Source organism: Nocardioides albidus (assembly GCF_006335005.1).
GTDB classification, from domain to species: Bacteria; Actinomycetota; Actinomycetes; order Propionibacteriales; family Nocardioidaceae; genus Nocardioides; species Nocardioides albidus.
Genome location: NZ_VDMP01000018.1, coordinates 52,006 through 71,164 on the forward strand (window position 1 = coordinate 52,006; position 19,159 = coordinate 71,164).

Sequence of the window (19,159 nt, forward strand, 5' to 3'; positions counted from 1 at the left end):
CTGGTCAGACGGCCTCGGCCTCGACGGCTGCCCCGTAGTGGTCGAGCACCTCGGCCAGAGTCTGGGGAAGCTCGTCGGCCGAGCTGAAGGGATCGCTGCCGAACTCGTCCTCGAGCAGGGCGGACAACTCGGCGGTCTCCAGGGAGTCCAGGCCGACGCCGTCGGCGTACAGCGGCGCGTCGAGGGGGGAGGCGGGGTCCTTCTTGATGCGGCCGAGGAACTCGCGGATGACGTTCTCGGCGGCGATGCGAGGGCTAGCCACGGGGAATCTCACTTCGCTTTCGTTAGGGGGTGCCCACCACAACGAGCGACATCACAGACGGCGACGGCCTCCGGCCGAGGAATTCTTGCCGGCCGGAGCGGTCTCCTCGTAGTAGTAGTAGTAATAGGAACCGATCGCACGCTTGGCGACCATGTTGACGACGACGCCGTAGAGCCGGCCGCCCACCTGTGTGATCCGGTTGACCGCCTCCGCGACCTGGTCGCGGGTGGTCGCGGCGTGGCGCACGACGACGATCACGCCGTCGCACAGCGTCGCCAGCACCGACGTGTCGGCGACGGGCAGGAGCGGCGGGGCGTCGATGATCACGATGTCGTACGACGCCCGGAGCCGGTTGAACAGGTCCTGGGTGATGCGCGACTGCAGGATCTCGGTCGGGTTCGGCGGTTTCGCGCCCGAGGCCAGGACGTGCAGGCCGCTGGGCTCGTGGACCTGGATGGCGTCGTGGATCTCGGTCCGGCCGATGAGGGCCGTGGTGAGGCCGATCGCGGGGTCGAGGCCGAGCGTCGTGGCGACCCGCGGGCGGCGCAGGTCGGCGTCGATGATCAGCGTGTTGCGGCCCGTCTGGGCCAGGGCGACCGCGAGGTTGGTCGCGGTCATCGTCTTGCCCTCGCCGGGAACGGCGCTGGTGATCACCAGGCAGCGCGGCTGGTTGTCGAGGTCGATGAACTGCAGGTTGGTGCGCAGGAGCCGGAACGCCTCGGTGCGCGCCGCGAACCCGCCGAGATCGGTCAGCAGGGGAGCGGTGCCCATGTCGTTGTCGAAGCCGACGCTGGCCAGCACGGGCGCATCGGTGATCTCCGAGACGTGGTCGGCGGTGCGGATCGTGCGGTCCAGGAGCTCGCGCGCCAGCGCCAGGGCGATGCCGAGGAGCAGGCCGATGATGCCCGCGACCACGAGCGTGAGGGCGATCCGCGGGCTGACCTGGCTCGGCTGGTAGCTCGCCTTGTCGGTGACCTGCGCAGTCACCTGCGACGGCTCGCCGGAGGAACTCCCGCCCGGCGTCTCGAGCTCGGAGATGTAGCGGGTGAACTGATCGGTGAGGACGTCGTTGATCGTCTGCGCGTCGCGCGCCGAGGTGTCGGTGACGGTGAGCTCGATCAGCGAGGTGGTCTCGACGACCTTGGCGCTGACGGCGCTGGACAGCTGCGCCGGCGTCATGTCCAGGTCGAGCGCGTCGATGACGCGGTGGGAGAGCTCCTCGCTCGATGCGAGGTCCGCGTACGCGGCCGCGCGGGTCTGCGCGAAGTAGAGGGCCGTGATGGCGTCCGTCGTATCCCGCACGTCCACGCTGAGGAAGACGGTCGACTTGGACTGGTACTTCGGCGTCGCGACGACGAAGACCAGGAGCGAGGCGACGGACAGCGAGACGGCGATGATCGCCACCACGTTGAGCCACCGGCGCCGAAGCACCCCGACAAACTGTTTGAAGTCCAACGTGTCGACCTCGTCCTCGCGTAGGCAGGGGGGATCTGGGCCCGGCGGTCACCGGCGGTCGAAAGTGTAGGCGTAGGCACCTCGCGAACCCTTTCGGACATCGAACGACCGCGAGTGTCGCGCTGTTACGCTCCCCACCATGTCGGACGAGTGGCCGGTCGAACGGCTCCGCCGACGTCGCACCCGCCCGCGGACTCCGTGGCAGCGCTTCCGCCGCCGGCTCCGGCGACTGGCCGGCGACCGCCGCCGCGGTGGGCTGGTCGTGGGTGGGATCGTCCTGCTCCTCGGCGTCTGGGTGTGCTGGGTGCTCTGGTCGACCAGCCAGGCGCTCGGCGAGGTGCAGACCCGGGCCGAGGTGATGCGCGCCGCGCTGATCCGCGGGGACGCCGACGGGGCGCGGCGGGCGATGGCGGACTACCAGGACGCCGCGGAGACCGCCGAGTCGCGCACGGGCGGCGTGACCTGGTCGGCGCTCGAGCTGCTGCCGGTGCTCGGCGACGACCTGGACGGCATCGCGGTCGTGTCCGGGGTCCTGGCGGACCTGGGCCGTGACGGCCTGCCCCCGCTGGCCGATGCCGCCGAGGAGGTGTCGGGGGAGGCCTTCCGGCCGACCGACCACGTCTTCCCCGTCGAGGCGGTCAAGGGCCTGGCCGCGCCGGCGGACCGCAGCGAGGCGGCCTTCGCCGAGGCCCGGGCCGCGCTCGCCGAGGTCGACCCGGGCTCGTTCGTCGGGCCCGTGCGCAACCGGTTCGACCAGTTGGAGGAGCTCGTCGACGGCGCGCAGCGGACCCTGGGCTCGACGTACCGCGCCGCCGAGCTGCTCCCGCGCCTGATCGGCGCCGACCGCCCGCGCCACTTCCTCATGGTTCTGCAGAACAACGCGGAGGCACGCAGCAGTGGCGGGCTGCCCGGCGCCCTCACGCTGATCAGTGCCGACCGCGGCCGGGTCGAGGTCGTCCGGCAGGCCGACGCCGCGGACCTCGGCGCCTCCGAGGAGCCGGTGCTGCCGTTGACGGAGGAGGAGCGTGCCGTCTTCGGCGAGATCCTCGGCACCCATCCGGTGGACGCGACGCTGACGCCGGACTTCGCCCGGGCCGCCGACCTGCTGCGCGCGCGCTGGGAGCAGCGGGGAGGGGCACCGGTCGACGGGGTCCTGTTCGTCGACCCGGTCGCGGTCAGCTACCTCCTGGCCGGCACCGGCCCGGTGCCGGTCAGCGGCTACCCGCCCGTCACGGCCGACACCGTGGTGGCCGCCGTCGAGAACCAGATCTACCGCCTCAGCGAGGACCGCGGCGCGCACAGTGACTACCAGCAGGCGGTCGCGAAGGCGGTGTTCGACGCGTTCGCCGACGGCTCCGGCAACTCGGTGGGCGTGCTGACGGGTCTGGTCCGCGGGGTCCAGGAGGGCCGGGTCCGGCTACACCTGACCGACCCGGAGGAGCAGGCCGAGATCGCCGGCACCGACATCGCCGGCGAGTTCTCGACCGACGCCGGCCACAGCCCCCAGGTCGGCGTCTACCTCAACGACGCCGGACCGACGAAGATGCAGTACTACCTGAAGTACGGCGCCCACGCCTTCGCCCGCTCGTGCACGGGCGGGCGCCAGGTGATCGCCGGGGAGATCGAGCTCCACGCCGACACCCCCGCCGACGTCGGCCAGCTGCCGCCCGCGATCACCGGCAAGGACTTCCCCGGGGTGCGGGTCGCGCCCGGCCACCAGCTGCTGGTGCTCTACCTGACCACGCCGGTCGGTGGGACCTTCGAGCATCTGACGTACGACGGCGAGCCGCTCGGCTCGAGCGCCGTCCCCTTCGCCGGGCGGGAGCTGTCCCGGGTCGCGGTCTCGCTCGCTCCGCAGGAGCGGCACCGGGTCTCCTTCGTGCTGCGCACGGGCGAGGGCCAGGTCGGCGATATCGAGCTCAGCGTGAGTCCGGGCGCGCGTCCGGAGAGCTCGAACGCCACGATCCGCTCGGCCTGTGCGGTGCGCTGAGCAGGGGTCTCAATATGTGGATTCGCGTCTCACGATCCGGTACGCCGAGTTCGTGCGGGCCGGAAAGCCGCCTAGGCTCTTCCCCATGTCGACGACTCTGCTGCTGACCAAGCGGCGCGCGGTGGACAACTGCCGCGTCAGCTCGGCGCTGTGTCGACCCTGCTGACGGGTCTCTGAGCCGGCGGCCCCGTCCGCCTCTGCTGTCTCGCCCGTCGTTCTCCGTGGCGCTCCCGTGCGCCCAGGCGCCGTCCTGTGCGCTCGTCGTGTCGCCGCGACCAGCCGAAATCAGCACCGTCCGTCGTACCGAACCATCGCAACCACCAGAAGGAACCATCATGAGCCGCGAGAATTCACTCGTCTCCACCCAGTGGGTCGAGGACAACCTCGACACCGACAAGGTCGTCATCGTCGAGGTCGACGAGGACACCACGGCCTACGACAAGGGCCACATCCGTGGTGCCATCAAGCTCGACTGGACCACCGACCTCCAGGACCAGGTCCGCCGCGACTTCGTCAACAAGGAGCAGTTCGAGGCGCTGCTGTCCTCGCGCGGCGTCGCCAACGACGACACCGTCGTCCTCTACGGCGGCAACAACAACTGGTTCGCGGCCTACGCCTACTGGTACTTCAAGCTCTACGGCCACCAGGACGTCAAGCTCATGGACGGCGGCCGCAAGAAGTGGGAGCTCGACAGCCGCGAGCTGACCGACGAGCTGCCGCAGCGCCCCGCGACCAGCTACGTCGCGCAGGAGCAGGACCGCTCCATCCGCGCCTTCCGTGACGAGGTCGTCGCCGCGATCGGCGCGCAGAACCTGGTCGACGTGCGCAGCCCCGACGAGTACGCCGGGCGCCTCCTCGCCCCCGCCCACCTCCCGCAGGAGCAGTCGCAGCGCGCCGGCCACATCCCGACGTCGGTCAACGTCCCGTGGTCCAAGAACGCCAACGACGACGGCACCTTCAAGTCCGACGAGGACCTGCAGGCCCTCTACGACGAGGTCGGCTTCGACGAGAGCAAGGACACCATCGCCCTGTGCCGCATCGGTGAGCGCTCCTCGCTGACCTGGTTCGTGCTGCAGGAGCTGCTGGGCAAGAAGAACGTCAAGAACTACGACGGCTCGTGGACCGAGTACGGCTCCCTCGTCGGCGTTCCGATCGCGCTCGGCGACGAGCCCGGTGACGCCTGATGTGCGGCGCGAAGGTCGGCGGCCTGTCGCTTGACGGGGTCAACGTCGCCAAGGAGGCCGTGATCCAGGGCCAGGTCGTGCGCGGCACCGGCGACGACGCCACGCCCGTGGCGAGCGCCTACGTCCGGCTGCTCGACCAGTCCGGCGAGTTCACCGCGGAGGTCCCGACCTCCGCGACCGGCCACTTCCGGTTCTTCGCCGGCGACGGCCAGTGGACCCTGCGGACCCTGGCCCCCAAGGCCGACCCGGTCGACCGCGTCGTGCAGGCGCAGACCGGCTCGGTCGCCGAGGTCCTCATCTCCATCTGAGGCCTGTGATGCACGTCGGCGGCGGCTCCTGGAATCCGGGGGCCGCCGTCTGCGTTGAAGGAGGATCGTGAACCCCGGACTGCTGTTGCTCCTGGTCGCCGTCGTCGTGGCGGTCGGCTTCGGGCTGTACCGCCGCCGTACCGACGGCGCCTTCGCCGTCGCCGCGGCCGCGCCGAGCGCGTGGTCCAGCGTCGCCGCCTCCCTGCCCGACGCGGAGCTGGGGGAGCGGGCCACCCTGCTGCAGTTCTCCAGCGCGTTCTGCGCTCCCTGCCGCACCACGCGCGTCGTCCTCGCCGACGTGGCAGACCGGTTCGAGGGCGTGGCCCACCTCGAGGTCGACGCCGAGCAGCACCTCGACCTGGTCCGCGCGCTCGACGTTCGTCGTACCCCCACCACGCTGGTGCTCGACCGCGACGGCCACGAGCTCACCCGCGCCGCCGGCGCCCCGCGGCGCGAGCAGGTGCTCGCCGCCCTCCCCGCACTCCTGGGATCCTGATGACCGCGGCTGCTCCCACCGTCGCCGGCATCGACCCCCGCGGCCCGCGCCTCACCGCCGCGATCACGCTGGTCGTCTTCGCCGCCGCCCTGCTGCTCTCCGACGCCGCGCCGGGCGTCGCCGCGTGCTGACCGGCGTGCAGGCGGTGCTCTTCGCGATCGGCGCTGGCCTCGGCGTGCACCGGACCCCGACCGGAGTGCTGTTCCGTCGGGTGGTCCGGCCGCGGCTCGCCGCCCCCGACCACCTCGAGGACCCGGCCCCGCCCCGCTTCGCCCAGGCGGTCGGCCTGGTCTTCGCCGTGGTCGCCACGATCGGCTTCGCCACCGGCGCCGTCCTCCTCGGCCAGGTGTTCGCCGCGCTCGCCTTCGTCGCCGCCTTCCTCAACGCCGTCTTCGCGTTCTGCCTGGGCTGCGAGATGTATCTGCTGGGCCTGCGGCTCACCCGCGGCCCCGCCCAGCGTTGAGGCGGTTCGCGATCGGCCGACCCCCACCGGGGCCGTCGGCGTATTAGTAGGGTGCGACCTCGTGGACAAGCGTGCTCTCATCACCGGCATCACCGGCCAGGACGGTTCCTATCTCGCGGAGCTCCTGCTGGAGAAGGGCTATGAGGTGCACGGCCTGGTCCGACGCCACTCCACCCTCAACCGGAGCCGGATCGACCACATCGTCGACCCGCGCCTCCACCTGCACTACGGCGACCTCACCGACGGCGTCAGCCTGGTCAACCTCGTCCGGCTGATCGAGCCCACCGAGGTCTACAACCTGGGCGCGCAGAGCCACGTCAAGGTCTCGTTCGAGATGCCGGAGTACACCGCGTCCACGGACGCCGTGGGAACGCTGCGACTCCTCGAGGCGATCCGCGCGTCCGGCATCGACTGCCGCTTCTACCAGGCGTCGACCTCGGAGATGTTCGGGTCGACGCCGCCGCCGCAGAGCGAGACGACCAGGTTCCACCCCCGCTCGCCCTACGGCGCGGCCAAGGTCTACTCCCACTGGGTGACGGTCAACTACCGGGAGGCCTACGACCTGTTCGCCGTCTCGGGGATCCTGTTCAACCACGAGTCGCCGCGACGGGGCGAGAGCTTCGTGACGCGCAAGATCACGCTGGGCGTCGCCTCGATCAAGCTGGGCATCACCGACCACCTTGTGCTGGGCAACCTCGATGCGGTGCGGGACTGGGGCTACGCCAAGGAGTACGTCGAGGGCATGTGGCAGATGCTGCAGCACGACGAGCCCCAGGACTACGTGCTGGCCACCGGCATCGGCACGACGGTGCGTCACTTCTGCGACTACGCCTTCGGGCACGCGGGCCTCGACTGGCAGGACCACGTGCGGTACGACGCGTCCTACGAGCGGCCCTCCGAGGTCGACGCGCTCATCGGCGACGCGAGTAAGGCGCACGACGTCCTCGGCTGGAAGGCGCAGACCGACGCCGAGACCCTGGCCCGGCTGATGGTCGACGCCGATCTCGACAGCATGGAGCGGCTTCTGCGGCACCGCAGCGAACGGCCCTGATGTCGGCCCGGCCCGTCGCGCTCGTCACGGGGGTGACCGGTCAGGACGGGGTGCACCTCGCCCGCCTGCTCGTCGCCGAGGGCTGCAGGGTGATCGGGACCCACCGCCCGGGTTCTCCGGCGGCCGCCGCCATGCGGCCCTACCTGCGGGAGGTCGAGCTCGTCGGGCTCGACCTCTGCGACGAGGAGGGCTTCGCGAGCCTCGTGCGCGACGTGCGTCCCGCCGAGGTCTACAACCTCGCCGCGATGTCGTCGGTCGGGCAGTCGTGGCAGGAGCCCGAGGCGGCGATGGCGCTCAACGGAGCGGCGCCCACGGCGATGCTGCGAGCGCTGGAGGCCGTCCCCCAGGCACGGTTCCTGCAGGCGGCGTCGGCCGAGCAGTCGGGAGAGGCCGCCGCGAGTCCCTACGCCCGCGGGAAGAGGCTCGGCCACGAGGCGGTCGTCGCCGCACGCGACTCGGGGCGCTTCGCGGTCGCGGCCGTCCTGCACATCCACGAGAGCCCGCTGCGACGGCCCACTTTCGTCGTCAGGAAGATCACCCGCGCGGCAGCGGCCATCTCGCTGGGGCGTCAGCAGCGGCTCACCCTCGGGTCCCTCGGCATCCGGCGCGACTGGGGGGCCGCCGCGGACCATGTCCGCGCCATGCGGCTGATGCTGGCATCGGACACGCCGGCCGACCACGAGGTCGCCACCGGGGTGCTCACCAGCCTCTCGACCGTCGTCGAGCTCGCCTTCGCCGCAGCCGGCATCTCCGACCCGTGGACGTTGGTCGACTTCGACGAGGCGCTGGAGCGGCCCGTCGACGCGGCGGTCCTGGCCGGCGATCCCGCACCGCTGCGGTCCGCGCTGGGCTGGGAGCCCCGCCACAGCCTCGCCGAGACGGTGGCCGCGATGGTGGCGGTGGACCGCGAGCGGCTGGTCTCGGGGGTCGAGGAGGCCGAGCACTATCTCGATCGGCTCAGGACGTCTCCAGCAGCACCGTGAACGGTCCGTCGTTGACCGAGCTGACCGTCATGTCCGCGCCGAATACGCCCTTCTGGACCGGTGTGCCGGCGGCCGCCAGGGCGGCGCAGACCGCGTCGTAGAGGGGCTCGCTGACGGGGCCGGGGGCGGCGGCGACCCAGGTGGGACGGCGGCCCTTGCGCGCGTCGCCGTACAGCGTGAACTGCGAGACGACGAGGACCGGGCCGCCCGTCTCGCCGACCGAGCGCTCGCCGTCCAGGATGCGCAGATCGCGGATCTTGCGGGCCATCCACGCGACCTCGGCCTCGCCGTCGGCGTGGGTGACGCCGAGGTAGACGAGCAGGCCGGGGGAGTCGATGGCGCCGACGACCCGGCCGTCGACAGCGACAGAGGCGGACCTGACCCGCTGCAGGACCGCGCGCATGTCAGTAGACGAGCGCCTGGACGCCCTCGCCCAGCGCCTCCTCGACGAACACCGGCGCCCCCGCGATGCGTACGCCGGGCAGCAGGTCGCCCTCCGAGAGCGAGCGCCGCGCGGCGCACTGCGCGCACACCGTGACCGAGCCGCTCGCCAGCACCGTGTCGAGGAGGTCCGCGAGCGGCGTCGCGAGCGGCAGCTCGAGCTCGGCCGCCCGCCCGGGGACCGCCAGCCAGGCGGCCTCGCCGGTCAGCCACAGGGACACCGGGACGCCCGAGACAGCGGCGGCAGCAGCGACGGTGAAGCCCTGGTTGCACCGCTCCGGCGCGTCCGTTCCGCAGGTGACCTTCACGACGAGGCTGCGCGACATGGGGCAGAGCCTACGCAGTCCCGATAACCCTGCTGAACAATCCGCGCGGCTGCGCGGCGCCGGGTGGAGCGTTGGCTGCGCTCGGCTCGGTTGAAGTGACCCGCCACGCCTGTCCTCGCCTCCCTGGCCACCGCACGCACCCGGCACCGCTCGCGCTCGCCCGTCTTGTTCAGCAGAGTCCTAGACTGGTCGATCGTGGCCTTCGAACTCCCCGACAACCTGCACCCGAACTGCGGCCCGATCGCGTGGATGCTCGGCACGTGGCGCGGCAACGGCCACGGCGACTACCCGACGATCGAGCCCTTCCAGTTCGGACAGGAACTGATCTTCACCCACGACGGGCGACCGTTCTTCCACTACATGGCGCGGGCCTGGATCGTCGACGAGGACAACCAGAAGGTCCGCGACGCCGCGATCGAGACCGGCTTCATCCGCGCCGTCGGCGAGGGCCGCTTCGAGATCCTGCTGACCCACAACACCGGGGTCGCGGAGATCTGGGAGGGCGAGGCCGGCGACGGGAAGTTCGAGTGGACCACCGACGCCGTGGCGCGCACCGAGACGGCGAAGGAGTACGTCGCCGGCAAGCGGCTCTACGGCAACGTCGAGGGCGACCTGCTCTACGCCTTCGACATGGCCGCCATGGGCCAGGCCCTCCAACCCCACCTGTGGGCGAGGCTCAAGCGTGCCTGACCGGCCCGAGTCGACCGACTGGCGTGCCGCCCTCCGCGAGAAGGGCTACCGGCTCACTCCCCAGCGCGAGCTGATCCTCGGAGCCGTCGACGAGCTCGGCCACGCCACGCCGGACGAGGTGCTGGCCCACGTCCAGCAGACGGTGAGCACCATCAACGCCTCCACCGTCTACCGCACGCTCGAGGTGCTCGAAGGGCTGGGACTGGTCCGCCATGCGCACCTGAGCGACCGCGCCCCGACGTACCACTCGACGCGGGGGCACGTGCACTTCCACCTCGTGTGCCGCGGCTGCGGCGAGGTCATCTCCGTGGACGAGGAGGAGGCCGCGCCGTTCGTCGCCGCCCTGGCCACCCGGGGCTTCGTCCCCGACCTGGGCCACCTCACCGTCTTCGGCCGCTGCGCCGCCTGCGAAGGAGAATCCTCGTGACGACCGTGCTGACCTACGGCACCTTCGACCTGTTCCACATCGGCCATCTGCGCCTCATCGAGCGGCTCGCCGGGATGGGCGACCGCCTCATCGTGGGCGTCTCGACCGACGAGTTCAACGCGGGCAAGGGCAAGAGGTCGGTGGTGTCCTACGACGACCGCGCGGCCATCGTGAGCGCGATCAAGGGCGTGGACCTCGTGGTCCCCGAGGGCTCGTGGGAGCAGAAGCGCGCCGACATCGTCGAGCACGGCGTGGACCTGTTCGTGATGGGCGACGACTGGACCGGGAAGTTCGACGACCTCCGCGACGTTTGCGAGGTGAGGTACCTGCCGCGCACCTCGGGTGTGTCGAGCACCGAGATCAAGGAGATGCTCCGCACGCTCGACCCGGCACACATCGAGGAGATGCAGGCGGCCCTCGGCACCCTCACCCGTCTCCTCGAGCACTACCGGGATCTCACATGACCTACGCCAGCCCCCTCCTCGCCCTCCCGGGCGCCGTCGCCGGCGAGGGCATCGACGCCGGCGTCGCGGCCCACTACGGCAGCCTGTACGGCGAGCAGCGGGCCCTCGCCGCGGGCGAGGGCTTCGTCGACCTCTCGCACCGCGACGTGCTCCGCGTCGCCGGCCCCGACCGGCTGGGCTGGCTGCACTCGCTGACCACCCAGTTCTTCGAGGGCCTGCCCGCCGGGCAGTGGATCTCCGCGCTCGTGCTCAGCCCGCAGGGTCACATCGAGCACGCGTTCACCGGCGTCGACGACGGCGAGGCGTTCACCGCCCACACCGAGCCGGGCCGGGCCGCGGCGCTGATCGAGTTCCTCGAGCGGATGAGGTTCATGATGCGCGTCGAGGTCACCGACGTGAGCGGCGATCTCGCGGTCGCCTGGCGCCCGGTCGGCGAGGGTCGCTACGACCTGGTGCCGCGCGACCAGCTCACGTCGTACGCCGCCGCGGCGGGTCCCGCCGCCGGCCTGTGGGCCTTCGAGGCGCTGCGCATCGAGCGCGGCGAGCCGCGCCTGGGCATCGACACCGACGATCGCACCATCCCCAACGAGGTCGGCTGGCTCGCCGACGACCAGGCGCCGTCCTGGGCGGCGGTGCACCTCGACAAGGGCTGCTACCGCGGCCAGGAGACGGTGGCCCGGGTCCACAACCTCGGCCGCCCCCCGCGGCGCCTGACCCTGCTCCACCTCGACGGCTCCGAGAACCGCCTCCCCGCCCCCGGCACCGAGGTGCTGCCCGAGGCCGGCGGCCGGGCGGCTGGTGTCGTCGGCTCCTCGGCCCGCCACCACGAGCTGGGCCCGATCGCACTCGCGCTGCTCAAGCGCAACACCGACGTCGCCGCTCCGCTCGTCGTCGACGGCCTTCCCGCCGCCCAGGAGGTCCTGGTCGACCCGGAGGTCGGACTGCACTTCCGTCCCGCACGCTGAGACGGGATCTTGTCCTCGGAACCGAGGACAAAGGACCCCGGGATCTGCCGTTCCGCGGAGGGACGGCACTCGTGGAAACCTGTCCGACCTCGGCAATTGTCGAGGCATTTCTGAATCCGTCCAAAGTTCATGAGAGAGTAGCGCTCGGCTGTGCTCGGGTGAGGGCTCGAGCCGGCGCAACCGTTCAATGTCTTAGGGGGCATTCACACATGAAGAAGCTCGTTCTCGGCCTGCTTGTGGCCGCGCTGATGACGCTCGGCCTGGTGGGGGCCCCGTCGGCTCAGGCGGACCCGTACCCGGGCACCGTCGTGACCAAGACCGACGCCGAACTGCTGAAGGTCACCAAGAAGCGCAAGGCGAAGTTCACCGTCACGGTCACCGCTGGCACCGCCACCCCGAAGGGCTGGCTGAAGGTCAAGTGCGTCAAGGGCAACAAGATCATCAAGTCCGGGCCCAAGGCGTACGCCGGCGCCGGCACGAAGATCAAGAGCGGCAAGCTCACGCCCGGCAAGTGGAATTGCAAGGTCAAGTTCGTCGGTGACGGCCCCTACATGAACAGCAAGGACGTCGCCCCGGTCACGGTGCGCGGCTGATCTGCAGGGTTGACTTTCTGAGTTCCACGACCGAGGGTCCCGTGGCCGCGGCCCGGGGCCCTCAGTCGTGTCCAGGGCATCGAGGGTGTGGGGAGAGTTCTGATGTCGCGTCGGCGTTCTCTGCGCGCGGCCGTGGTCGGTGGTGGACTGGTCCTCGTCCTGGCAGCCCTGTGGGCCGCCTGGCAGGTCTACCAGGTCAATCGTGACCTGACCGATGCCGTCGACCATGGGCGCGCGATCCAGGCGGCTGTCGAAGCCCGCGATTCGGATGCGCTCGATGAGGAGCTCGAGGCATTGCGGACCTCGAGTGAGTCGGCTGCCGATCGTACGTCCGGATTCACGTGGTCGGTCCTGACCAAGCTCCCACTCGTGGGCGACGATGCCCGAGGTGTCGAGGTCACGAGCGCGGTTCTGCACGATCTGGCCCGTGACGGCGTCGGCCCCCTGGCGATCGCCTCCGCCCAGTTCGAGGAGTTGCTGCCGCACGGCGGCGCCATCGGCGTGGGCGCGGCCCGTCGGCTCCAAGAGCCTGTCGCGCGGGCGGAGCGGGCGTTCAGGACCGCCGACCGGACCCTGTCCGAGGTCGACACCAACGGCTTCGTCAGCCGCCTCGACGGGCAGTTCTCCGATTTCAGCAAGCAGGTCTCCGACGCCGCGCGCGCTCTGCGCACCGCCCGCTTGACGGCAGATCTGATGCCTGCGGTGCTGGGCGAGGACGGTCCCCGCACCTATCTGCTGGCCTTCCAGAACAACGCCGAGCTCCGCTCGACGGGCGGCCTTCCTGGCGCTGTGGCGTTCCTCGAGGCCGACCACGGCAAGATCTCGATGGTGCGTCAGGCGAGCGGTGGCAGCTTTCCGCCCCTGGCCTCGCCGGTTCTGCCCTTGACGGATGCCGAGCAGGATCTCTACGGCGATGTGCTCGGCACCTATTTCGTCGACGCGGGGATGACTCCCGACGTGCCACGTGCGGCCGAACTCATGCGCGCACATGTCGGCCGCGAATATCCCGGGATGAGGCTTGACGGCGTGATCATGGTCGACACGGTCGCCCTGTCCTATCTGCTCGACGCGACCGCGCCGGTCCAGGTCGACGGCGTCGCGATCAGCGGCGAAAACGTGGTCGACGAGTTGCTTCACAAGACCTATCTCCGCTTGGACTCGGTGGCACAGGACGCGTTCTTCGCCGAGGTCGCGAAGCAGGTCTTCGAGCGGATGACGGGGGGCGTCGACAATCCGGATGCCCTCCTTCGCGGACTCGCGAGGGCGGCGGGCGAGCGCCGCCTCTTTCTCCACCTCTTCGACGAAGACGAGCAGGATCGGATCGCCGGAACCCTGGTGGCGGGCGAGCTCACGCCCGCTGCGGCGAGTAGCCGGCCGCGTATCGACGTCGCGTTGAACGACACCACCGGATCGAAGATGTCGTACTACCTGCGTACCGAGACCGACATCCGCGCGACCTCCTGTGTGGGTGACGTCCAGGCGTACTCGGCGAAGATGCGCCTCCGCTCGGCGGCTCCTCCGGACGCAGCGTCACTCCCCGCCGATGTCACCGGTGGAGGCTTCTACGGCATCACCCCGGGCACGCAGTTGGTCACCCTGCGGATCTTCGGGCCCGTGGGAGGCAAGCTCGCCGAGGTCAGCTGGAACGGGAAGCCTCTGGAGCTGGTCCACGTGGAGCAAGACGGTCGCCCGGTAGGCATGACCTACATCCAGCTCGATCCGGGGCAGGTGGCGGACCTTGCCTGGACGATGCGATCGGGGGAGGGCCAGACCGGCGCGACCGCACTCGCAATGACCCCGACGATGGAGAAGAAGGACGGCGCACGCATGGTCGCGAGCGCGTGCGCGGAGGAACGTGGATGACCAGGACGACGAACACAGATCGAGGAGCAGGCCGTGGAGCTGCGTGACTATCTGCGGGTGGTGCGCCGTCGGTGGATCTCCATCCTGATGATGGCGATCGCGGTGACAGCCGCTGCCGGTGCTTTCACGGCGCTGCAGACGCCGCAGTACGCCTCGACCGCCCGGCTCTTCGTGACGACCGCGCAGACCGACGACAGCCAACTCCTCCAGGGTGGCCAGTTCTCGGCGCAGCGGGTCAAGTCGTACGCCGACCTGATCACCAGTCGTGAGCTCGCGCAGCGGGTGATCACGGACACCGGCATCGAGGTCAAGGCGGCCGACCTGACCAGCCACGTCACAGCGCAGGCTGTTCTCGACACGGTCAACCTCGACATCACGGTCACCGACGCCGACGCGCATCGGGCCCAGCTGATCGCTCAGTCTTATGCCGAACAGCTCACCGATCTCGTCCGCGAGCTCGAGACGCCCGCGGGTCAGACGGATGCGCCGATCAAGGCGACGATCGTCGACGACGCGTCCCTGTCGGAGGTGCCGGTCTCTCCCAAGCCGGTGCGCAATCTGGGACTCGGACTCGTGGTCGGACTGATGCTGGGCTTCGGCATCGCCGTGCTGCGGGAGGTCCTCGACACCCGCGTGAAGTCGCTCGACGACGTCGCCGAGATCACCGACGCCCCCACCCTCGGCACGATCGTCTACGACGCCTCCGCGGTGAAGTCGCCGCTGCTCACCCAGGTCCCGTCGCACTCGCCGCGCGCGGAGTCGTTCCGGGTGCTGCGCACCAACCTCCAGTTCGTCGACGTCGACAGCAAGCAGAAGGTCTTCGTCGTGAGCTCCGCCGTGCCGGGTGAGGGTAAGACCTCGACCGCGGTGAACCTCGCGATCAGCCTGGCGCAGGGCGGCAACCGCACCCTCCTCGTCGAGGCGGACCTTCGCCGGCCGATGGCCGCCAAGCGACTGGGCATGGACGAGGCCGTCGGTCTCACGAGCGTGCTGGTCGGCAAGATCAAGGCCGAGGATGTGACCCAGACCCACGAGGAGTCGGGTCTGCGCTTCGTCGCCTCGGGCCCGATCCCGCCGAACCCGGCCGAGCTCATCCAGTCCCACGCGATGGAGGACTTCCTGGCCCACGCCCGCGACGAGTACGACGTCGTCCTCGTCGACGCTCCTCCGCTGCTCCCGGTGACCGATGCGGCGCTGCTGGCGGCGAAGGCCGACGGTGCGCTGGTGGTGCTGAGTCACGGCAAGGTGACCCGTGAGCAGGTGCGGCTCTCGATCGAGCGTCTCGCCCAGGTCGACGCCCACCTTGCCGGCCTCGTGCTCAACAAGGTGCCGGCGAAGGGGAAGTCCTACGGCTACGGCTACGGGTACGGCTACGCGCCCGACGCGGGTCCCGCTGCCGAGCGCTGATCCGGGATGACGAACGGCGCCCGCTCCCAGGTCGGGGGCGGGCGCCGTCGCGCGTCGTACGGTCGTCAGCCGTTGATTCATGCCGGCGCCGACGGTCACGCCGGTCGCCTCGTCGATCAGGATGAACGAGCCGGTGGTGCGAGAGCGCGGTGGGCTCGTCCCGCAGCGATCCTTGAACGGGTCCGCGGTGGATTGAAGGTCGATACCGTTTCCGTTGACAGAAACCTGCTCGGTGGATTCGGCCGTCGCCAGGCTGTTGGCCCTGCTCCCCGAGGCGCCTGTCGTGACGGCGACGACCCTCGCTCGGATCCTCGGCGTCTCTTTCCCGGCCGCCAGTTCGGCGCTGGACGAGCTCATGCAGGCGGGGGTCCTCGCCACCCGGTCCGTCGAGCGGGGCGCCCGGGCCTACGCGGCGCGTGACGTCCTCGACCTCGTCACGCTCTCGGAGCGGGCACTAGCGAGCACGCAGTTCGACACACGTGCGTCGCCTCCGCATCCTGCGGCTCCCGCACGCCCGAGATGACGACGGCGCCCGTCCCCAGGTGGGGGCGGGCGCCGTCGCGCGTCGCACGGTCGTCAGCCGTTGATCATGCCGGCGCCGACGGTCACGCCGGTCGCCTCGTCGATCAGGATGAACGAGCCGGTGGTGCGGTTCTTCGAGTAGGGGTCGCACAGCAGCGGCACCGTGGTGCGCAGCGTGACGCGGCCGATCTCGTTGACGCCGAGCTCGTTGGTGGCCTGGTCGCGGTGCAGCGTGTTGACGTCGAGGCGGTACTGGATGTCCTTGACCAGTGCGCGGCCCGTGCGGGTCGTGTGCTTGATCGCCAGCTTCTGCCGCGGCTGCAGCGGGGTGGTGGTCATCCAGCAGATCATCGCGTCGATGTCCTGACTGGGGGCCGGGGCGTTCTTGACCCGCGCGATCATGTCACCGCGCGAGACGTCGACGTCGTCCTCGAGGTGGACGGTCACGCTCATCGGCGGGAAGGCCTCGGTGATCTCCTTGTCGAAGAGGTCGATCCTCGCGATCTTCGAGGTCATGCCGGAGGGGAGCACGACGACCTCGTCGCCCGGCTTCAGGACGCCACCGGCCACCTGGCCGGCGTACCCGCGGTAGTCGTGGAACTCGTCGGACTTCGGGCGGATGACGTACTGCACCGGGAAGCGGGCGTCGATCAGGTCGCGGTCGGAGGCGACGTGGACGTGCTCGAGGTGGTGCATGAGCGTGGGACCGGAGTACCACGGCATGTTCTCGGAGCGGGTCACGACATTGTCGCCCTGGAGCGCCGAGATCGGGATGACCTCGAGGTCGGGGACGTTGAGCTTGGTCGCGAACTGCGTGAACTCGCGGTAGATGTTCTCGTAGACCTGCTGGTCGAAGTCGACGAGATCCATCTTGTTGACGGCCAGCACGAGGTGCGGGACGCGGAGCAGGGAGAGGATCACCGCGTGCCGGCGCGACTGCTCGGTGAGGCCCTGGCGGGCGTCGACGAGCACGAGGCCCAGGTCGGCGGTGGAGGCGCCGGTGACCATGTTGCGGGTGTACTGCACGTGGCCCGGGGTGTCGGCGATGATGAACTTGCGGTTGGGCGTCGCGAAGTAGCGGTAGGCCACGTCGATGGTGATGCCCTGCTCGCGCTCGGAGCGCAGGCCGTCGGTCAGCAGCGCGAGGTCGGTGTAGTCGTACCCCTTCGCCTCGCTGGTGGCCTCGACCGCCTCGAGCTGGTCCTCGAAGATCGACTTGGAGTCGAGCAGCAGGCGCCCGATGAGGGTGGACTTGCCGTCGTCGACCGAGCCGGCGGTCGCGAAGCGCAGGAGGTCCATGTTGGTAGCGGACATCAGAAGTAGCCCTCCTTCTTGCGGTCCTCCATGGCAGCCTCGGAGAACCGGTCGTCACCGCGGGTCGCGCCGCGCTCGGTGACCCGGGCGACCGCGACCTCCTCGATGATCTCGGGGATCGTGCTGGCGGTGGACTCCACGCAGCCGGTCAGGGTCAGGTCGCCGACGGTGCGGAAGCGCACGGTGCGCTCCTCGGCGACCTCGCCGTCGCGGAGCGGGTTGTGCTCGCTCTCGGACAGCAGCATGCCGTCACGCTGGAAGACGCGGCGCTGGTGGGAGAAGTAGATGCTGGGGATCTCGATGCCCTCGCGGCCGATGTAGTCCCAGATGTCGAGCTCGGTCCAGTTGGAGATCGGGAAGATCCGCATGTGCTCGCCCTCGTGGATGCGCCCGTTGTAGAGGCTCCACAGCTCGGGACGCTGCATCTTCGGGTCCCACTGGCCGAACTCGTCGCGGTGGGAGTAGACGCGCTCCTTGGCGCGCGCCTTCTCCTCGTCGCGACGCCCGCCACCGAAGGCGGCCGTGAAGCCGTTCTCCTCGATGGCGTTGAGCAGGGTGCCGATCTGCAGGCGGTTGCGCGAGGTCTTGCCGTCGTCGACGACGATGCCATCCTTGATGGCCTGCTCGACGCTGGCGACGATCAGCTTCACGCCGAGGCGGTCGACCCAGTTGTCGCGGGTGGCGAGCACCTCGGGGAAGTCGTAGCCGGTGTCGACCTGCAGCACCGGGAACGGGATCTTGGCCGGGTAGAACGCCTTCTCCGCAAGGCGCATCATCACGATGGAGTCCTTGCCGCCGGAGAACATCAGGACCGGCTTCTCGAACTCGGCCGCGACCTCGCGGAAGATGTGGATCGACTCCGCCTCCAGCTGGTCCAGCTGGCTGAGGCGGTAGTCGCTGTGGGTCTGAGTCATGCCTGGGCGCCTGTCCTTTCGGGGTTCGCTGCCTTCAGGGCCCGCTCATCGTGCCATGCCGCGCCTTGCAGCGGGACATCTGCGGACGGCGCTCAGACAAATCGACGAGTTCGGGTGCCCGTCCCGCTGATCCCGGTCGACCCGGATGCCTGCCGTCCTCGGCGCGGTGGTGCCGGCCGAAGGGCCCGTGCTCGTGCGGACGGCATTCGTCGTACGCCGCGTCGACCGGAGATCTCGCAGCGGGATATCGGGCTCGACAGCGCCCGTATGACGACGCCGTGCATTGCGCGCCTGTGGTGTCACTGCTAATGCCCGGCGGGGCATATCGACCACCTGGGGGAATTCTGGAGGCGCGGCAGTCGGAGCCGATTCGCGAATTGCCTCGCGTCGGCGATTCTCGGTGCACGAGCGTGCATTACCGCACGGTAGACGCGGAGGAGTCGCCCGATCCTGCCGATCGGGACCTTGGTCCCGCAATCGCAGGAGTCGAAATTCGGCGCTCGAATGGCGAGGTCGCACCAAGTGACTTCCGGGTAGCAAGAACCTCGAGATTTCGATGGTCGGACGTTTGCTCAGCAGTCGTCTTTACTGATAGTCATTTACCTTGCTGGGCCGAATCGGCGGCCGGTGAATGCATATACGAGGAGGGGTGAAGGGTGAGGTGTGAATCGACCCGGCGTCCGACACCGCTCGTCGTGGCGGATCGGGGTCGGAGCCGCGGGGGTACGGCGAGAGACAGTCCCCGAGCCGTCGCATGCGAGCACCCACGCTGACCTGAGCCAGGTTCGGAGTCCGCCGGCGAGCATCGACGTCGGCTCGATCTCCGCCACCGAACGCTCACGCGGATCCCACACTCCCTCCCTGGGATCCGGGTGAGTCCCCCAAGGTGCGGCGAGGACGCAGGGGGGCGTCGTCGCCGCACCGCCCCCTCCGCACCGCCCCCTCCCGCACCGCAACCACGAAGTGGCCGACCCATGACTCAACGCGATCTCGCCAGGCTGCTGGCCGACGGCATCGTCTCCTCGAGCGTCGAGGAGCTCG

The 19,159-nt window shown here is 70.1% G+C and carries 23 protein-coding genes; 17 read left to right on the forward strand and 6 right to left on the reverse strand.

Annotated elements, in window-relative coordinates:
* Nucleotides 1-4: 4 nt before the first annotated feature.
* Together FHP29_RS05340 and FHP29_RS05345 are read right to left on the reverse strand one after the other, a co-directional pair.
* Nucleotides 5-262 carry a phosphopantetheine-binding protein gene (locus FHP29_RS05340; protein WP_158296474.1) on the reverse strand — a complete coding sequence of 86 codons (258 nt, stop codon included), beginning with the start codon at nt 260-262 and terminating at the stop codon, nt 5-7.
* Nucleotides 263-313: 51 nt separating this feature from the next.
* The gene (locus FHP29_RS05345; protein ID WP_139621819.1) at nt 314-1,717 is read right to left on the reverse strand and encodes a tyrosine-protein kinase domain-containing protein; all 1,404 of its coding nucleotides are present in this window, start codon (nt 1,715-1,717) and stop codon (nt 314-316) included.
* 139 nt (nt 1,718-1,856) lie between these two features.
* Here FHP29_RS05345 and FHP29_RS05350 point away from each other — a divergent pair, with 139 nt between their 5' ends.
* The 9 genes from FHP29_RS05350 (at nt 1,857) to FHP29_RS05380 (ending at nt 8,192) form a co-directional block, all read left to right on the forward strand.
* The gene (locus FHP29_RS05350; protein ID WP_139621820.1) at nt 1,857-3,707 is read left to right on the forward strand and encodes a DUF4012 domain-containing protein; all 1,851 of its coding nucleotides are present in this window, start codon (nt 1,857-1,859) and stop codon (nt 3,705-3,707) included.
* Nucleotides 3,708-3,792: 85 nt separating this feature from the next.
* A complete protein-coding gene (locus tag FHP29_RS23225; protein ID WP_372449664.1) occupies nt 3,793-3,873 on the forward strand; it encodes a putative leader peptide in 81 nt (26 codons plus the stop codon).
* Between the two features lie 169 nt (nt 3,874-4,042).
* Nucleotides 4,043-4,891 carry a sulfurtransferase gene (locus FHP29_RS05355; RefSeq protein WP_139621821.1) on the forward strand — a complete coding sequence of 283 codons (849 nt, stop codon included), beginning with the start codon at nt 4,043-4,045 and terminating at the stop codon, nt 4,889-4,891.
* On the forward strand, nt 4,891-5,199 hold the full coding sequence (locus tag FHP29_RS05360) for a DUF1416 domain-containing protein (protein WP_139621822.1): 309 nt from the start codon (nt 4,891-4,893) through the stop codon (nt 5,197-5,199). The genes FHP29_RS05355 and FHP29_RS05360 overlap by 1 nt, the downstream gene beginning before the upstream one ends.
* A gap of 67 nt (nt 5,200-5,266) precedes the next feature.
* Nucleotides 5,267-5,695, forward strand: coding sequence for a TlpA family protein disulfide reductase (locus FHP29_RS05365; RefSeq protein WP_139621823.1), 429 nt, complete (start codon nt 5,267-5,269; stop codon nt 5,693-5,695).
* A complete protein-coding gene (locus tag FHP29_RS23175; RefSeq protein ID WP_338036836.1) occupies nt 5,695-5,826 on the forward strand; it encodes a hypothetical protein in 132 nt (43 codons plus the stop codon). The genes FHP29_RS05365 and FHP29_RS23175 overlap by 1 nt, the downstream gene beginning before the upstream one ends.
* Complete coding sequence (locus tag FHP29_RS05370) at nt 5,820-6,158, forward strand: DUF4395 domain-containing protein (RefSeq protein ID WP_338036837.1); 339 nt, start codon at nt 5,820-5,822, stop codon at nt 6,156-6,158. Before FHP29_RS23175 ends, FHP29_RS05370 begins: the two co-directional genes overlap by 7 nt.
* 61 nt (nt 6,159-6,219) lie before the next feature.
* The gene (gene gmd / locus FHP29_RS05375; protein WP_139621824.1) at nt 6,220-7,209 is read left to right on the forward strand and encodes a GDP-mannose 4,6-dehydratase; all 990 of its coding nucleotides are present in this window, start codon (nt 6,220-6,222) and stop codon (nt 7,207-7,209) included.
* The gene (locus tag FHP29_RS05380) at nt 7,209-8,192 is read left to right on the forward strand and encodes a GDP-mannose 4,6-dehydratase (protein WP_139621825.1); all 984 of its coding nucleotides are present in this window, start codon (nt 7,209-7,211) and stop codon (nt 8,190-8,192) included. The genes gmd and FHP29_RS05380 overlap by 1 nt, the downstream gene beginning before the upstream one ends.
* On the opposite strand, the gene dtd is transcribed toward FHP29_RS05380, so the two are convergent.
* Together dtd and FHP29_RS05390 are read right to left on the reverse strand one after the other, a co-directional pair.
* Nucleotides 8,167-8,595 (reverse strand): D-aminoacyl-tRNA deacylase, encoded by a 429-nt coding sequence (gene dtd / locus FHP29_RS05385; protein WP_139621826.1) that lies wholly within the window; start codon nt 8,593-8,595, stop codon nt 8,167-8,169. The two genes, FHP29_RS05380 and dtd, sit on opposite strands and share 26 nt — an antisense overlap.
* A gap of 1 nt (nt 8,596) precedes the next feature.
* Complete coding sequence (locus FHP29_RS05390) at nt 8,597-8,959, reverse strand: DsrE family protein (protein WP_139621827.1); 363 nt, start codon at nt 8,957-8,959, stop codon at nt 8,597-8,599.
* A 195-nt stretch (nt 8,960-9,154) separates the two neighbouring features.
* Here FHP29_RS05390 and FHP29_RS05395 point away from each other — a divergent pair, with 195 nt between their 5' ends.
* From FHP29_RS05395 to FHP29_RS23330, 8 genes are all read left to right on the forward strand, one after another.
* Nucleotides 9,155-9,649, forward strand: coding sequence for a heme-binding beta-barrel domain-containing protein (locus FHP29_RS05395; RefSeq protein ID WP_139621828.1), 495 nt, complete (start codon nt 9,155-9,157; stop codon nt 9,647-9,649).
* Nucleotides 9,642-10,076, forward strand: a complete 435-nt coding sequence (locus FHP29_RS05400) for a Fur family transcriptional regulator (RefSeq protein WP_139621829.1) — start codon at nt 9,642-9,644, stop codon at nt 10,074-10,076. The genes FHP29_RS05395 and FHP29_RS05400 overlap by 8 nt, the downstream gene beginning before the upstream one ends.
* A complete protein-coding gene (locus FHP29_RS05405) occupies nt 10,073-10,540 on the forward strand; it encodes an adenylyltransferase/cytidyltransferase family protein (RefSeq protein WP_139621830.1) in 468 nt (155 codons plus the stop codon). The genes FHP29_RS05400 and FHP29_RS05405 overlap by 4 nt, the downstream gene beginning before the upstream one ends.
* Nucleotides 10,537-11,505: a CAF17-like 4Fe-4S cluster assembly/insertion protein YgfZ gene (ygfZ, locus tag FHP29_RS05410; RefSeq protein WP_139621831.1), complete on the forward strand. Its 969-nt coding sequence runs from the start codon at nt 10,537-10,539 to the stop codon at nt 11,503-11,505. Before FHP29_RS05405 ends, ygfZ begins: the two co-directional genes overlap by 4 nt.
* A gap of 209 nt (nt 11,506-11,714) precedes the next feature.
* Nucleotides 11,715-12,098, forward strand: a complete 384-nt coding sequence (locus tag FHP29_RS05415; RefSeq protein ID WP_139621832.1) for a hypothetical protein — start codon at nt 11,715-11,717, stop codon at nt 12,096-12,098.
* A gap of 102 nt (nt 12,099-12,200) precedes the next feature.
* Entirely contained in the window at nt 12,201-13,961 is a 1,761-nt protein-coding gene (locus FHP29_RS05420) for a DUF4012 domain-containing protein (RefSeq protein WP_139621833.1), read from the forward strand.
* 33 nt (nt 13,962-13,994) lie between these two features.
* Complete coding sequence (locus FHP29_RS05425) at nt 13,995-15,368, forward strand: tyrosine-protein kinase domain-containing protein (RefSeq protein ID WP_139621834.1); 1,374 nt, start codon at nt 13,995-13,997, stop codon at nt 15,366-15,368.
* 232 nt (nt 15,369-15,600) lie between these two features.
* The gene (locus tag FHP29_RS23330; protein WP_476703659.1) at nt 15,601-15,891 is read left to right on the forward strand and encodes a MarR family transcriptional regulator; all 291 of its coding nucleotides are present in this window, start codon (nt 15,601-15,603) and stop codon (nt 15,889-15,891) included.
* Nucleotides 15,892-15,944: 53 nt separating this feature from the next.
* Here FHP29_RS23330 and FHP29_RS05435 read toward each other — a convergent pair whose 3' ends face one another.
* Together FHP29_RS05435 and cysD are read right to left on the reverse strand one after the other, a co-directional pair.
* Entirely contained in the window at nt 15,945-17,204 is a 1,260-nt protein-coding gene (locus FHP29_RS05435) for a sulfate adenylyltransferase subunit 1 (protein WP_139621835.1), read from the reverse strand.
* Nucleotides 17,204-18,118 carry a sulfate adenylyltransferase subunit CysD gene (gene cysD, locus FHP29_RS05440; protein WP_139621836.1) on the reverse strand — a complete coding sequence of 305 codons (915 nt, stop codon included), beginning with the start codon at nt 18,116-18,118 and terminating at the stop codon, nt 17,204-17,206. The genes FHP29_RS05435 and cysD overlap by 1 nt, the downstream gene beginning before the upstream one ends.
* Nucleotides 18,119-19,159 lie beyond the last annotated feature (1,041 nt).

Excerpts from the sequence above, each read along its gene's own strand:
- FHP29_RS05415 (WP_139621832.1), top strand. The coding sequence starts at position 11,715 with ATGAAGAAGCTCGTTCTCGGCCTGCTTGTGGCCGCGCTGATGACGCTC.
- FHP29_RS05380 (WP_139621825.1), top strand. The coding sequence starts at position 7,209 with ATGTCGGCCCGGCCCGTCGCGCTCGTCACGGGGGTGACCGGTCAGGAC.
- FHP29_RS05420 (WP_139621833.1), top strand. The coding sequence starts at position 12,201 with ATGTCGCGTCGGCGTTCTCTGCGCGCGGCCGTGGTCGGTGGTGGACTG.
- ygfZ (WP_139621831.1), top strand. The coding sequence starts at position 10,537 with ATGACCTACGCCAGCCCCCTCCTCGCCCTCCCGGGCGCCGTCGCCGGC.
- FHP29_RS05350 (WP_139621820.1), top strand. The coding sequence starts at position 1,857 with ATGTCGGACGAGTGGCCGGTCGAACGGCTCCGCCGACGTCGCACCCGC.
- FHP29_RS05355 (WP_139621821.1), top strand. The coding sequence starts at position 4,043 with ATGAGCCGCGAGAATTCACTCGTCTCCACCCAGTGGGTCGAGGACAAC.
- FHP29_RS23225 (WP_372449664.1), top strand. The coding sequence starts at position 3,793 with ATGTCGACGACTCTGCTGCTGACCAAGCGGCGCGCGGTGGACAACTGC.
- dtd (WP_139621826.1), bottom strand. The coding sequence starts at position 8,595 with ATGCGCGCGGTCCTGCAGCGGGTCAGGTCCGCCTCTGTCGCTGTCGAC.
- FHP29_RS05390 (WP_139621827.1), bottom strand. The coding sequence starts at position 8,959 with ATGTCGCGCAGCCTCGTCGTGAAGGTCACCTGCGGAACGGACGCGCCG.
- FHP29_RS05360 (WP_139621822.1), top strand. The coding sequence starts at position 4,891 with ATGTGCGGCGCGAAGGTCGGCGGCCTGTCGCTTGACGGGGTCAACGTC.
- FHP29_RS23175 (WP_338036836.1), top strand. The coding sequence starts at position 5,695 with ATGACCGCGGCTGCTCCCACCGTCGCCGGCATCGACCCCCGCGGCCCG.
- FHP29_RS05435 (WP_139621835.1), bottom strand. The coding sequence starts at position 17,204 with ATGTCCGCTACCAACATGGACCTCCTGCGCTTCGCGACCGCCGGCTCG.
- cysD (WP_139621836.1), bottom strand. The coding sequence starts at position 18,118 with ATGACTCAGACCCACAGCGACTACCGCCTCAGCCAGCTGGACCAGCTG.